Source organism: Streptomyces sp. TS71-3 (genome assembly GCF_018327685.1).
Lineage (GTDB): Bacteria > Actinomycetota > Actinomycetes > Streptomycetales > Streptomycetaceae > Streptomyces.
Window position 1 is genome coordinate 816,212 of sequence record NZ_BNEL01000003.1, and the last position, 14,074, is coordinate 830,285.

Genomic DNA, 14,074 nt, shown 5'->3' on the forward strand with positions numbered 1-14,074 from the left:
GCGTGACCTGATGGACCCAACCCGACCTTGTGGACCTGCCGCGTGGACCCTGTGTATGCAGTGGGATGATGGCTGCGCCATGACTGCCCCCCGCCCGTGCGAGGCACGCGCCGGAGCCGACCTCCGGCTGCTGAGGGCCGCGGTGTTCACCGCGGTCTGCGTCGCGCTGTCCGCGGCGGGGCACGGTCTCGCCTCGGGGGCGAGGGTCCCGCTGTGGACGCTGGCCGCCGGGTTCGGCGCCCTGCTGCTCGTCGTCCTGCCGCTCGCCGGGCGGCAGCGCTCGCTCCCCGGTATCGCGGCACTGCTCGCGGCCGGGCAGATCACCCTGCACGTCCTCTTCGGCCTCGGCCAGTGCGCCATGGCCATGCCGCGCTCCATGACGATGCCGGGCTCCATGGGCATGTCGGGCTCCATGGGCATGTCTGGTGGCGCCGCGAAGGCTGCCCCGACGGGGCACGCCGCCACTATGGCCGGTATGCCGGACATGCCTGCGATGACGGGCTCCCACCACCCCGGCATGTCCTCCTCGACGCACGACATGCCCTCCTCGATGCAGGGCATGTCCTCGGCGATGCACGGCATGTCCCCGCACGCGGCCGACATGCTCACGCACACCGGCGGCGGCCTGCCCGGACTCGGGAACGGCTCGTCGCCGACCGCGTACATGGTGCCGCCGCTGCACGCCATGCTCACGCTGCCGTCGCTGCCCATGCTGCTCGGCCACGCGCTGGCGGCGGTGGCCGCCGGATGGCTGCTGCGCCGCGGCGACCTCGCCGTCTTCCGGCTGGTGGCGCTCTCCGCGCTCGGCGTCGCCGAGGCCGCGCTGGTCCGCGCGCTGCGCGCCGCGCTCCACCTGCTGCGCGCCCTGCGTGCCGGCCTGCCCGGCCCGTCCCACACGGGCCCGCGCCAGGCCCGCCCCGCCGAAGACGCTCCACCCCGGCCGCAGGCGGCCGTCCTCCAGCACGCCGTGATCCGGCGCGGGCCGCCCACCGCCCGCGCCTTCGCGCTCGCAGCCTGACACGACACCGCCGACATTCGGGCACCGGTTCATCGGACCCGGCCCCGTCGCCCCGCACGCCCGTGCCATCCGGCCGGGCCCCGCCGGAGCGGCGAGACCCCGGATGAGCCCTGCCCCGCCTCCGGTCGCCCGCATGGAGCGGTGTCGTGCGGCACGCGCCCGCGTGCCTGACTCACCGGCACCCGCCGAGTGAGGACGACCCCCTCCTGACCATGGAGTTCTCCGACCATGAAGGTTTCCCGCGTCACCGTGGTGGGCGCCACCGCCGCGTTCGCCGTGCTCGGCCTGTCCGCCCCCGCCTTCGCGCACGTCACCGTGGCGCCCGAGGGCCAGGCCGCCAAGGGCGGCTACGCCGTGCTCGACTTCAAGGTGCCCAACGAGCGCGACAACGCCTCGACCACCAAGCTTGAGGTGAGCTTCCCCTACCAGCAGCACCCGCTGGCCTCCGTCGCACCGCAGCCCGTCCCGGGCTGGACCATCAAGATCACCAAGAGCAAGCTGTCCAAGCCCCTCAAGTCGGAGGACGGCACGATCGACGAGGCCGTCTCCAAGGTGACCTGGACGGCGGATGGCAAGGGCATCGAGCCCGGCTACTTCCAGAAGTTCCCGGTCTCGGTCGGCAAGCTGCCCGAGGACGCCGACGCCCTGATGTTCAAGGCCCTTCAGACCTACTCCAATCACGAGGTCGTCCGCTGGATCGAGGAGCAGCAGAAGGGACAGCCGGAGCCCGAGAACCCCGCGCCCTCGCTTCAGCTCACTGCCGCCCCCGCCGAGGACGGACAGAGCGGTGCGCGGTCCGCGAGCGACGACAAGAGCGGCGCCACCAAGGAGAGCACTGCGGCAGCCGGCGACTCCGGCGGCTCCGACACCACCGCGCGCGTGCTGGGCATCATCGGCATCGTCGTGGGCGTGCTAGGCGTGGCGTTCGGCGTACTGGCCGGACGCCGCCGCACCACCAGCTGAGCCCCGGGGGCGGGCGGCGGAACCGGCCGGCTCAGGCTGCGGCTCCCGTGCCACGGCCACCCGCCCGCCCCGCTCAACCGGGCCCGGGTTCCCGTTCCGCTCCGGCGGAGGGGCCCCGTGGGGCCACCGCCCGACCCGGGCCTCTTTCCGGGGTGCGTGGCGCCGTACGGTGCCCGTACGCGCGCGGACCCACCCGCGCGCATACGGCAGGCGCGAACGTGTGCGCCGTACGCGCCGCCACGCACCCCGGAGACGCCAGCTCGGGGCCGTACCCGCTCCGGTACCCCCGTGACATCACCATCTGGGACCAACTGATGCGCAAGAAGACCCTGCCCCTGACCACCGCACTGCTCGCCTCGGCCGTGCTGGCCCTGTCCGCGTGCGGGAGCGGCAGCGGCGACGACGGCTCCGGCAAGCCCGTCACCGTCCAGGCCGACTCGGACTCGTCGTCCGGCGGGCGGTCGTTCACGGTGCTCGACCCGCCGTTCGACAAGCCCGACCTCTCGCTCACCGACACCCACGGCAAGAAGTACGACCTGCGTGCCGAGACCAAGGGCCGGCCCACGCTCCTCTACTTCGGCTACACGCACTGCCCCGACATCTGCCCGCTGACGATGAGCAACATCGCGGTGGCCAAGAAGCAGCTCCCGAAGGCGGAGCAGGACAAGCTCCGCGTCGTCTTCGTCACCACCGACCCCGAGCGCGACACCCCGGCCGCGCTCGGCAGCTGGCTGCGCCAGCAGGACCCCGACTTCGTCGGCCTGACCGGTCAGTTCCCGGCCATCCAGCGCGCCGCACGGTCGCTCGGCATCAGCATCGACCCGCCGAAGAAGGAGAAGGACGGCACCGTCGTGTCCACCCACGGCACCCAGGTCGTCGCCTTCTCGCCGAAGACGGACGGCGGCTACCTGCTCTACCACGAGAACGCCACCGTCGACGACTACACCAAGGACCTCCCGAAGATAGTGCGGGGGGAGCGGCCGTGACCGGGGGCGAATCCGGCGCGGGCCCGGCTCCCGGGAACGGCGCGGAGCCGGCTGCCGGGCGCGGTTCGGCCCCGGCTCCCGGGAGCGGTGCGGAGCCGGCTTCCGGGCGCGGTTCGGCCCCGGCTTCCGGGAGCGGTGCGGAGCCGGCTTCCCGCACCGCTGCGCCCGTCTCGCCCCGGGCCTGGTCCCGGGCCTGGTCCCGGGGGCGCGTGCGGGTGGCCGCGCTGGCGCTGGTCGCCGTGGCGGGATGCGGAGTGCTCGCCGGGTGCGGCGGCACCACGGGATCCGGCGGGAAGGACGGCAGCGCGGCGGCCGAGAAGGCTCCGCCGCACATCCGGGTCGACGGCGCCTACCTCCCGGAGCCGGTCGACACCGGACTCGCCGCCGGCTTCCTCACCGTCCACGACACCGGTGGCGGCGACACCCTCACGTCCGTGACCAGCGACATCGCCGACCGGGTGACCCTGCACCGCACGGTCAGCGGGCGGATGGAGATGCAGAAGTCCTTCGCCGTGCCCGCCAACGGCTCGCTGGACTTCACCCGCGGCGGCAACCACCTGATGTTCGAGCGGCTCACGCACAAGCCCAAGGTGGGTGAGACCGTCACCGTCCGGTTGAACTTCACCCGCTCCGGAACCGTCACCATCAAGGTCCCGGTGCGGCCCGCCACGTACAACCCCGCTACCGGGGGCTCGTCCGGAAAGGCCGAAGACGACACCGCGGACACCGCCGGCACCGGCGGCACCGCCACACCGTGAGGAGCTGACCGTGCAGAGCATCCCCCTCCGCCCCGGGCCCGACCGCCGGGCACTGTACGCGGCCGTCCTGTGCGTCCTCGCCTGCGTCGCCGTCCTGCTGGGCGGCGCGGCGCCCGCCGGCGCCCATGCCGCCCTCACGGGCAGCGACCCGCGGGAGGGCGCGGTGGTCCAGAAGGCCCCGGCGCACGTGTCGCTGACCTTCTCCGAGGAGGTCAGCATCAAGGGCGACGGAGTGCGGGTGCTCGATCCGGCGGGCCGCAGCGCCACCGCCGGCACGGTCGCCCACACGGCGTCCGACACGTATCAGGTGCCGCTGCGGTCCGGCCTGCCGCACGGCACGTACACGGTCGCCTACCAGGTGATCTCCGCGGACAGCCACCCCGTCTCCGGGGCCTGGACGTTCTCCGTGGGAGCGCCGTCCAGGACCTCCGTGGCGCTGCCGAAGCAGGCGGCGGGGGGCGGCCTGCTCGGCGGGCTCTACGACACCGCCCGGTACGTGTCGTACGCGGGGTTCATCCTGCTGGTGGGCGGCGCCGCGTTCGTGCTGGTCTGCTGGCCGAGGGGTGCCGGGGTGCGCCCGGTGCAGCGGCTGGTGGTCGCCGGCTGGGTGGCGATCACCGCGGCCACGCTGGCGCTGCTGCTGATGCGGGGCGCCTACACCGGTTCCGGGAAGGTCTCCGACGTCGTCGACCTGGGCCTGCTCCACGACGTGCTGGGCACCAAGGAGGGCACGGCGCTCGTCTCCCGGCTGCTGCTGCTCGCGGTGGCGGCGCTGTTCGTCGCGGTGCTCTTCGGGGCGTACGCGCGGCGGATCGAGGAGGACGGGAAGGGGGACGAGGCCGGAGCCGGGAAGGGTGACAAGGCCGGAGTCGGGGACGGCGACGAGGCCGGGGACGGTGACGGTTCCGGTGCCGCATCCGGTGCCCGTGCCGCTTCCCGTTCCGGCTCAGGTGCCGCTTCCCGTTCCGGTTCCGGGGGGCCGGGCTCCGGTGGTGACGGGTCCGGGGGCTCGGGCGACCTCGCGTTCGGGCTCTCCGTCGGAGGCGCGGTCGTCGCGATCGGGCTCGCGGCCACCTGGGCACTGTCGGAGCACGCCTCCGTCGGGCTCCAGACCCGGGTCGCCATCCCGCTGGACGTCGTGCACCTGCTCTCCGTGGCGGCCTGGCTCGGCGGGCTCGCGGTGCTCCTCACCGCGCTGTACCGGACGCCGTCCATCGAAGCGGCGGCGGTGCGGCGGTTCTCGGCGCTGGCGTTCTGCAGCGTGCTCGCCGTGGTGGCCACCGGGCTCTACCAGACATGGCGGCAGGTCGGCACGTTCTCCGCGCTCACCGGCACGGACTTCGGGCGGATCCTGCTGGTCAAGGTCGGCCTGGTCGCCGTGACCGTCGGCATCGCCGCCGCCTCGCGCCGCTGGACCGGACGCCTCACGGACACCGCGGCGGCCGTGGGCAGCACCGAGCGCGCCGGAAGCCTCGCGCCCGCCGCGGTCGGCGCGGTCGGCGCGGCGGGCGGAGGCGCGGGTGCCCCAAGCCCGGACGCACCGGCACCGGGCGCGGCGGGGCACGAGGGGCCGGAGCACGAGGGCCCGGAGGCGGACGGGGCTGAACTCGGCGGCACCGCGGCGAGCGCCGCCGCCCCCTCGGAAACGGAGCCCACCCCGGACGCCTCCCCCGCCCGTACCGCCCAGCTCGCCCGGCAGCGTGCGGCCATGGCCCTGGCCCGCCGGAAGCGGCAGCGCGACGCCGACCCGGTCCGTGCCGGGCTGCGCCGCTCGGTGCTCGCCGAGGCGGCCGTCGCGGTCGTGGTGCTGGCCGTCGCCACCATCCTGACCACCACGGAGACCGGCCGCACCGCGGAACAGGCCGAGCAGGCCGGCGGGGCGGCGGCGGTCGTCCCCGGTGAGCAGGCCCCGCCGGTCTCCCTGGACGTGCCGTTCGACACCGGCGGCCCCAAGGGCCAGGGCACGGTGATGCTCACGCTCGACCCCAGCCGGCCGGGCCCGAACACCATGGACATCATGGTGATGGACCCGACGGGCGGGATGATCAACGTCCCCGAGGTACAGGTCGCCCTCACCCTCAAGTCCCACCACATCGGCCCGCTGCGCACCACGCCCAAGCGCGCGGCGGCGGGCGAGTGGACCGTGAAGGGCCTGGACATCCCGATGGCGGGCGACTGGCAGTTCGCCATCACCGTCCGCACCTCCGACATCGACGAAACGACCGTGTACAAGAACGCGAAGATCGGCTGACCCACCATGGCGGACCCTGCCCACCCCTCCGGCCCCCGGCACACCTCCGGCCCCACTGACACGGGCTCCACGGCTGCCGGCGGCACGGACGCCACCCCCACCGGCGACGGCCTCGCGGAAAGCAGCCGCCCCACGGAAGGCAACCGCCTAACGGACGGCGACCACCCCGCGGAAAGCGGCCACCCCACGCCCCCGATCCCCGCCCAGCTCACCCGGCGCCGCCTGCTCGGTACCGCGGGCGCCACGGGCGCCGCCGGGCTGGTCCTCGGCGCGGCGGGCGGGGCCGCGGGGTATGCCGCGGCCGGCGGGGACGGCTCCTCCGGGGACGGGGCCGGGGCCGACGGAGCGGGTGGGGCTCCGCTCACCACCCTCGGCTCGGCCACGGCGATGTTTCACGGGAAACATCAGCCCGGCATCACCACCCCGATGCAGGCCAGCGGTCATCTGATCGCCTTCGACCTGCGCGCCGGCAAGGGCCGCAAGGAGGCCGCCGCCCTGCTGCGCCGCTGGTCGGCCACGGCCGCTCAGCTGATGGCGGGGGAACCCGTGGCCGCGGGCGGGCACGACACCGGGATAGCCCTCGACGCCGGACCGGCCTCGCTGACCGTGACCTTCGGCTTCGGGCACTCCTTCTTCACCCGCACCGGCCTGGAGAAGGAGCGCCCCCTCGCCCTGGACCCGCTGCCCGACTTCTCCTCCGACCGGCTCGATCCCCGGCGCAGCAACGGAGACCTGTGGGTGCAGATCGGCGCGGACGACGCCCTGGTCGCCTTCCACGCCCTGCGCGCCCTCCAGAAGGACGCGGCGGACGTGGCCCGGGTGCGGTGGCAGATGAACGGCTTCAACCGGTCGCCCGGTGCCACCGCCCACCCGATGACCACCCGCAACCTGATGGGCCAGATCGACGGCACCGACAACCCCAAGCCCTCCGACCACGACTTCGACCAGCGCATCTTCGTCTCCGCCGGGACGGCTCCCGAGTGGATGGCGCACGGCTCCTATGCCGTCGTACGCCGCATCCGGATGCTGCTCGACGACTGGGAGCGGCTGACCGTGCCGGAGCAGGAGCACGTCATCGGGCGGCGGAAGTCCACCGGCGCACCGCTGACCGGCGGCACCGAGCGGACCGAGATGAAGCTCGACCGCCTGGAGGCCGGCGGCAAGCCGGTGATACCCCTGAACGCCCACGCCCGTATCACCCGCCCCGACCAGAACGGCGGTGCCGCGATGCTGCGCCGCCCGTTCTCGTACCACGACGGGTTCGAGGCGGACGGCACCCCGGACGCGGGACTGCTCTTCATCTGCTGGCAGGCCGATCCGCTGCGCGGCTTCGTCCCCGTGCAGCGCAAGCTCGACCGGGGCGACGCGCTCTCGGCGTTCATCCGCCACGAGGCCAGCGGCCTGTTCGCGGTGCCGGGCGGCCCGGCGGACGGCGAGTACGTGGGCCAGCGGCTCCTGGAGGCCTAGGCCGTGTCCGGCGGATCTTCGTGGGCCCGCGACTCCCCCACTGCCTGAAGGGCGTGGGAGGGGGTACCTCCCACGCCCTTCAGGCAGTGGGGGAGTGCCCCCCAGCACCGCACCTCGCCGCGTTGTCGGAGTCATCCGAGTACGCCCCGTACGAGGACGATCCTCCGCCTTGCGATGCACGGCACCAGACGCCGCAGGCTGATCCACGAAGATCCGCCGGACACGACCTAGAACCGCACGGGCGCGAAGCGCCTCCGGAGTGCGGGCACCGAGGTGTGTCCGGGGTCACTCCGGACTCCGACTAGGGTGACGGTATGTCGGCGACACGCTTCACCTATCTCGGCCCCGAGGGCACCTTCACCGAGGCCGCCCTGCGCACACTCCCGGAAGCGGCCACCCGGGAGCTGGTCCCCATGGTGTCCGTCCCCGCGACGCTGGACGCGGTGCGCAGCGGCGAGGCCTCGGGCGCGCTGGTCCCCATCGAGAACTCGGTCGAGGGCGGTGTCACCGCGACCGTCGACGAGCTGGCCAAGGGCGAGCCGCTGATGATCTACCGCGAGGTGGTGCTGCCGATCGCGTTCGCGCTGCTGGTGCGTCCCGGCACCACGCTGGCGGACGTGAAGACGGTCACCGGGCACCCGGTGGCCCAGCCCCAGGTGCGCAACTGGCTCGCGGCGCACCTCCCGGACGCCGTGTGGGAGTCGGCGGCGTCCAACGCCGACGGCGCCCGGCTGGTCCAGGAGGGCCGCTTCGACGGGGCGTTCGCCGGGGAGTTCGCCGCGGCGACGTACGGCCTGGAGCCGCTGTTCACCGACATCCACGACGCGGCCAACGCCGAGACGCGCTTCGTCCTCGTCGGCCGCCCGGCACGGCCCTCCGCGCCGACGGGCGCGGACAAGACCTCGGTGGTCATCTGGCTCGGCGACGACCACCCGGGCGCCCTGCTGGAGCTGCTCCAGGAGTTCAGCGTCCGGGGCGTGAACCTGGTGCGGATCGAGTCCCGCCCCACCGGCCGGGGCATCGGGAACTACTGCTTCTCGGTGGACGCCGAGGGCCACATCACGGACCGCCGGGTGGGCGAGGCGCTGATGGGGCTCAAGCGGATCTGCCCGCAGGTCCGCTTCCTCGGCTCGTACCCGCGGGCCGGTGTGGTGCCCACGGACATCGGCGCCCCGCGTGCCGGGACGGCCGACAGCGACTTCGTGGCCGCCGCGGACTGGCTGACGCGCTGCCTGGACGGCCGCTCCTGACAGCGGCCTCCACCCCCGGGACGTTGTCCACAGGAGTTATCCACAGGCTGTTCGACGACCTGAGGACAAGTCGACACGCAAGCCCAACAGAGTCGACAAATCGCCCCACCGACACCGGGCGACGCCGCGATGCCCCGGGAGCCCCGCACTCATCAGCCGTCCACTGTTTTCTCTAGATCAACTCTTTGGAGCGAGTCAATTCCACTCGAAAGTGGGGCTGCGCGCGGTTTGCTGAGAGAATCGTCCCGTTCCCGACCGATTTCGGAATGATCACTTTCCGTGCGCTCGCGGTAACCTGGCTGTATCCACAGATCTTCCACACAGGCTGTGGATAACTTTTCCGGGGCATGTGGATACCTGTGGACAACGGGAGCTCGGAGCGGCCCCCAAGTCCCCTTCCCCGCACCGGAATCGGGTCAATTCACCGCCCGCTCACTCCCTCGTACCAGGGAATCCGCGGCAGCGGCTTGACGATCCGGGGAACGCATAATTCAGCTTCTTCCCCTCCGAGGGCACGCCCCGCATTCCGGGATTTCCCTTTCCGGCAATTCGGGCATGCCGGTCGCCGGGCACCTCACCACCGAGGCCAGGGGGAATAGCGGCTCGTGACCCTGGGGCGGGCACCGGTAGCCTTGAGGCGTGATTGACCTTCGCCAGCTCCGTGAGGACCCCGACCGCATCCGCGCCTCCCAGCGCGCCCGTGGTGAGGACGCCGCGCTCGTCGACGCCCTGCTCTTGGCCGACGAGCGGCGCAGGTCGTCCGGCATCCGCTTCGACGAGCTGCGCTCCGAGCAGAAGTCGCTCGGCAAGCTCATCCCGAAGGCCGCCGGGGAGGAGAAGCAGGACCTCCTGGCGAAGGCCGGCGAGCTCGCCACCGCGGTCAAGGCCGCCGACGCGGAGCGCGACGAGGCCGACGAGGAGACCAGGACGCTCCTGCTGAAGCTCGGCAACGTCGTGCACGAGGACGTGCCCGTGGGCGGCGAGGACGACTTCACCCTCCTGGAGACGCACGGCACCATCCGCGACTTCGGCGCCGAGGGCTTCGAGCCCAAGGACCACCTGGAGCTGGGCGAGGCGCTGCGCGCCATCGACGTCGAGCGCGGCGCCAAGGTCTCCGGATCGCGCTTCTACTACCTCACCGGCGTCGGCGCCCTCCTCGAACTCGCGCTCGTCAACGCCGCCATCGCACAGGCCACCGAGGCCGGGCTGATCCCCATGCTGACGCCCGCGCTGGTCCGCCCGCGCGCCATGGAGGGCACCGGCTTCCTCGGGCAGGCCGCGGAGAACGTCTACCACCTCCAGGAGGACGACTACTACCTGGTCGGCACCTCCGAGGTCCCCCTCGCCGCGTACCACATGGACGAGATCCTGGAGGCCGACCGCCTCCCGCTGCGCTACGCCGGCTTCTCGCCCTGCTACCGCCGCGAGGCCGGCACCTACGGCAAGGACACCCGGGGCATCTTCCGGGTCCACCAGTTCGACAAGGTCGAGATGTTCTCGTACGTCGCTCCCGAGGACGCCGAGGCCGAGCACGAGCGGCTGCTGAACTGGGAGAAGCAGTGGCTCACCTCGCTGGGGCTGCCGTTCCGGGTGATCGACGTGGCCACCGGCGACCTGGGAGCCTCGGCGTCCAGGAAGTTCGACTGCGAGGCGTGGATCCCCACCCAGGGCAAGTACCGCGAGCTGACGTCCGCGTCGAACTGCACGGAGTTCCAGGCGCGGCGGCTCGCCATCCGGATGCGCGAGGGCAAGAAGGTCCGCCCGCTCGCCACGCTCAACGGCACGCTGTGCGCCGTGCCCCGCACGATCGTCGCGCTGCTGGAGAACCACCAGCAGGCGGACGGCTCCGTGCGGGTCCCCGAGGTGCTGCGGCCCTACCTCCAAGGCCGCGAGGTCCTGGAGCCGGTCGCGTGACGGAGCTTCGGCCCTCGCCCGACGGGCAGCGGGCCGCGGGCGATGGTCCCTTCCCGTACCGGCTGGTCGCCACCGATCTCGACGGGACGCTGCTGCGCTCCGACGAGACCGTCTCCCAGCGCACCCGCGCGGCACTCGCCGCGGCCACGTCCGCGGGAGCGGCACACCTCGTCGTCACCGGTCGCTCGGTGGCCTGGACCCGGTACATCCTGGACGACCTCGGCTACCGGGGACTCGCGGTGTGCGGCCAGGGCGGGCAGCTCTACGACGCGGGCGCGCACCGGCTGATCACGTCGGTGACGCTGGACCGGAAGCTGGCCGCCCTCGCGCTGGAGCGGATCGAGGCCGTGACGGGCACGCTGGCGATCTCCGCGAGCCGTGACGGTCTGGACGCGGACGTCCTGGTGGGTCCCGGCTACCGGGTGCACGAGGGGCCGATGCCCGTCACCCCGTTCACCGACCGGGCCGAGCTGTGGTCCGCGCCGCTGAACAAGATCTACCTCCAGCACCCCGGCATCGACGACGACGAGCTGGTGCGGCTGGCACGCGGCGCCGCCGGGGAGCTGGTCGAGGTGACCATGGCGGGCGAGGCCATGGTCGAGCTGCTGCCGCTCGGCCTCACCAAGGCCACCGGTCTCTCGCTGGCCGCGCGGCGCCTCGGCGTCCTGGCCGCGGACACCCTCGCCTTCGGCGACATGCCGAACGACATCCCCATGTTCTCCTGGGCCGCGCACGGGGTGGCGATGGCGAACGCCCACCCGGAGCTGCGCGCCGTCGCGGACCAGATGACGGCCTCCAACGACGACGACGGCATCGCCCTCGTCCTGGAGGACCTGCTCAGTGCCTCCTGCGCCACCAGCGACGCCGCGCCCGGCTGAAGAACCAGCCCGCCGGGGGCTCGTCGGAACGCCACGGCTGGGGCTCCGGAGCGCTGTTGCGCCAGCGCGCGGCAAGCATGCGCGCCCGCGCGGACGGCTCGCGCCGCGGCGCGAGGCGTATGAAATCGTCGTCGAGGCTGACCTCGTCCCACGGCTCTCCGCCGGCGGGACGCTCCCCGTCCGGCCTGGGCTCGCTGCCCATCACTGCTCCTAACTCGACGGCGCGCTCGGCACCCCACCTGCACGTTCGGCACCCGGCGGGGACCCGGGGGCGCGCTCACCCACTAGACCAGTGTCCGCAAATCGGGGTGAAGGCGGCGTCAAGATGTGTTCGCCGTGGGCGAACCGTTTTGATCAGTTTGGCCCAGCTATGGCCGCATCCATATCGACGGCCGGCGGTGGCTTGTCGCGCAGTTCCCCGCGCCCCTTATCAGGCGCTTACGCGCCCACGACGAGTCTCCGACACGGCCGATGGCCCCCAGCCCCCACCCAGCCGCAGTCGCCGACGATACGCGAGGGGACGTGGGGGGATGTCCGCCCGCAGCAGCCGGCGCCAGGCCCAGAGAACCATCCGGACGACGGGAGGGCGCCGGATCGAGGACGGATATCCCCCCACGGCCCCGCCCCAGACGACGCAGCCCGCGCCCCACAAGGGGCGCGGGGAACTGCGCAAAAAACCACGGCCAACGGTGAGCTTCGCCACCGACCCAAGGGGGCAGATCAGGCCGTCTCCGGACCACCCGCAGCAGATGGTTGCTCGCGCAGTTCCCCGCGCCCCTGCCAAAGCTCAGCGCTCCCCAGAAAGCGGCATCAGCCAGAAAGGGGCTCGGGGCCCGCACCGAGGACAACCCGCGAACCGACCCCGTGCCCCCGGCGGCAGCCACCCCCGGGCCGCACCCCCGAGCCAGAAAGGGGCCAGGCCGGGGAACTACTCCTCCCCGACCAACTTCAACGCACGCAGCTTCTGCCCCGCATACCACGTAGCCGCAACCGTCACCACGACCAGCAACACGGTCGCCGTGGTAAGCCCCACCTCAGAGGTGACGAGATCGTTCCCGGCCACCTTGTGGGCAACCGCAAGCGACCACTGCTGCACGCTCAACGTACGGGCCCCGGAGACGAACGACCCGAAGAGCGCCTCCCACACCAGCGCGTAGACGAGCCCGAAGACCACCGCATGCCGGGTGACGGTGCCGAGCAGCAGGAAGATCGCCGCGTACGCGATCGACGAGACCAGCGCGGCGATCGTGTAGGCGACGGCGACCTGCTGCCCGTTGCCGTTCAGGATGAGCCCGGCGAGCAGCGTGGGAATGGCCGAGAAGGCCATCGTCACCGAGATCGCCACGATCAGCTTGGTAAGGGTGATCGTGGACCGCTTGACCGGCTTCGCCAGCAGGTACACCACCGAGCCGTCGTCGATCTCGGGCGCGATCGCACCCGTGCCCGCGATCACGCCGATGATCGGCACCATGGTGGCCAGCGCGAAGCCGCCGAGCACGTCGGAGGCCGTCTGGTCGTCCGCGCCGCTGAAGCCGCGGACCGCCGCCGCGATCACCAGCAGCAGGGCCGGCAGGACGAAGAGGATCAGGGCCCGGCGGCGGCCGAGCAGCGACTTGTAGGCGAGCCGCGCGACTGTGGGGTTGTACATCCTTCGGCCTCCTACGCCGCGACGAGATACGAGAAGACGGACTCAAGGGACTCGTCGGACGGCGAGACCGCGAACAGCCTGACGCCGTTCTCCCGCGCGAGCCGGGGCAGCAGCGTCGTGAAGCGCCCGAAGTCGACCGCCTGGATGAGCAGGGCGCCCTCCTGGGCGTCCACCTCGATGCCGGCCGTCGACGGGTCCGCGATCAGCGCCGCGGCGAGCGTCCGGTCGTCGCTGGAGCGGATCAGGTAGCGGTGCGGCCGGTCGGTCATCAGGCGGCGGATCTTGCGGAAGTCGCCGGACGCGGCGTGCCGGCCCGCGACGATCACCTCGATGTGCGAGGCGAGCTGCTCGACCTCCTCCAGGATGTGCGAGGAGAACAGCACCGTGCGGCCCTCGTCGCCCATCCTGCGCAGCAGCTCCATCAGCTGGAGCCGCTGGCGCGGGTCCATGCCGTTGAACGGCTCGTCGAGCAGCAGCACGGACGGCTCGTGCACCAGCGCGGAAGCCATCTTCACGCGCTGCCGCATGCCCTTGCTGTACGTGGAGATCTTGCGGTCCTGGGCGTACTCCATCTCGACGGTGGCGAGCGCGCGGCGCGCCTGAGCGGGGCCCAGGCCGTGCAGTTCGGCGTTGGCCTCGACGAACTCCTGGCCGGTGAGGAAGTCGTACATCGCCTCACGCTCCGGCACGAGGCCGATGGTCCGGTAGATCTGCTCGTTGCGCCAGATCGCCTGGCCGTCGAGGGTGACCGTGCCGGTGGAGGGGGCGAGGAAGCCGCCCATCATGTTGATGAGGGTGGACTTGCCCGCGCCGTTCGGGCCGAGCAGTCCGGTGACGCCGGGGCCGATGGACATCGTGACGTCGTTGACCGCGACGACGTTGCCGAACCAGCGCGACGCGTGATCGATCTGAAGAGTGCTCATGGGCGGGGCCCCCTCCTT

12 protein-coding genes are annotated in these 14,074 nt (G+C 72.6%); 9 read left to right on the forward strand and 3 right to left on the reverse strand.

The features are described from left to right. Window positions 1–79 precede the first annotated feature (79 nt). The 9 genes from Sm713_RS27890 (at window position 80) to Sm713_RS27930 (ending at window position 11,485) form a co-directional block, all read left to right on the forward strand. On the forward strand, window positions 80–1,018 hold the full coding sequence (locus Sm713_RS27890) for a hypothetical protein (RefSeq protein WP_212912794.1): 939 nt from the start codon (window positions 80–82) through the stop codon (window positions 1,016–1,018). A 228-nt stretch (window positions 1,019–1,246) separates the two neighbouring features. Next, complete coding sequence (locus Sm713_RS27895; RefSeq protein WP_212912795.1) at window positions 1,247–1,981, forward strand: YcnI family protein; 735 nt, start codon at window positions 1,247–1,249, stop codon at window positions 1,979–1,981. Between the two features lie 314 nt (window positions 1,982–2,295). Further along, a complete protein-coding gene (locus Sm713_RS27900; protein ID WP_212912796.1) occupies window positions 2,296–2,967 on the forward strand; it encodes an SCO family protein in 672 nt (223 codons plus the stop codon). 209 nt (window positions 2,968–3,176) lie between these two features. Beyond that, the gene (locus Sm713_RS27905; RefSeq protein ID WP_249416738.1) at window positions 3,177–3,725 is read left to right on the forward strand and encodes a copper chaperone PCu(A)C; all 549 of its coding nucleotides are present in this window, start codon (window positions 3,177–3,179) and stop codon (window positions 3,723–3,725) included. Window positions 3,726–3,729: 4 nt separating this feature from the next. Beyond that, entirely contained in the window at window positions 3,730–5,976 is a 2,247-nt protein-coding gene (locus Sm713_RS27910; RefSeq protein ID WP_212914891.1) for a copper resistance protein CopC, read from the forward strand. 6 nt (window positions 5,977–5,982) lie between these two features. Continuing rightward, the gene (gene efeB / locus Sm713_RS27915) at window positions 5,983–7,443 is read left to right on the forward strand and encodes an iron uptake transporter deferrochelatase/peroxidase subunit (protein ID WP_249416739.1); all 1,461 of its coding nucleotides are present in this window, start codon (window positions 5,983–5,985) and stop codon (window positions 7,441–7,443) included. Window positions 7,444–7,757: 314 nt separating this feature from the next. Then, window positions 7,758–8,693: a prephenate dehydratase gene (gene pheA, locus Sm713_RS27920; RefSeq protein WP_212912797.1), complete on the forward strand. Its 936-nt coding sequence runs from the start codon at window positions 7,758–7,760 to the stop codon at window positions 8,691–8,693. Window positions 8,694–9,332: 639 nt separating this feature from the next. Further along, window positions 9,333–10,607: a serine--tRNA ligase gene (serS, locus tag Sm713_RS27925; protein ID WP_212912798.1), complete on the forward strand. Its 1,275-nt coding sequence runs from the start codon at window positions 9,333–9,335 to the stop codon at window positions 10,605–10,607. Further along, complete coding sequence (locus Sm713_RS27930) at window positions 10,604–11,485, forward strand: HAD family hydrolase (RefSeq protein ID WP_212912799.1); 882 nt, start codon at window positions 10,604–10,606, stop codon at window positions 11,483–11,485. The genes serS and Sm713_RS27930 overlap by 4 nt, the downstream gene beginning before the upstream one ends. Here Sm713_RS27930 and Sm713_RS27935 read toward each other — a convergent pair. From Sm713_RS27935 to Sm713_RS27945, 3 genes are all read right to left on the reverse strand, one after another. Next, window positions 11,445–11,687: a hypothetical protein gene (locus Sm713_RS27935; RefSeq protein ID WP_212912800.1), complete on the reverse strand. Its 243-nt coding sequence runs from the start codon at window positions 11,685–11,687 to the stop codon at window positions 11,445–11,447. The two genes, Sm713_RS27930 and Sm713_RS27935, sit on opposite strands and share 41 nt — an antisense overlap. A gap of 726 nt (window positions 11,688–12,413) precedes the next feature. Next, the gene (locus Sm713_RS27940) at window positions 12,414–13,133 is read right to left on the reverse strand and encodes an ABC transporter permease (protein WP_212912801.1); all 720 of its coding nucleotides are present in this window, start codon (window positions 13,131–13,133) and stop codon (window positions 12,414–12,416) included. 11 nt (window positions 13,134–13,144) lie between these two features. Further along, entirely contained in the window at window positions 13,145–14,056 is a 912-nt protein-coding gene (locus Sm713_RS27945) for an ABC transporter ATP-binding protein (protein ID WP_212912802.1), read from the reverse strand. Between the last annotated feature and the right edge of the window lie 18 nt (window positions 14,057–14,074).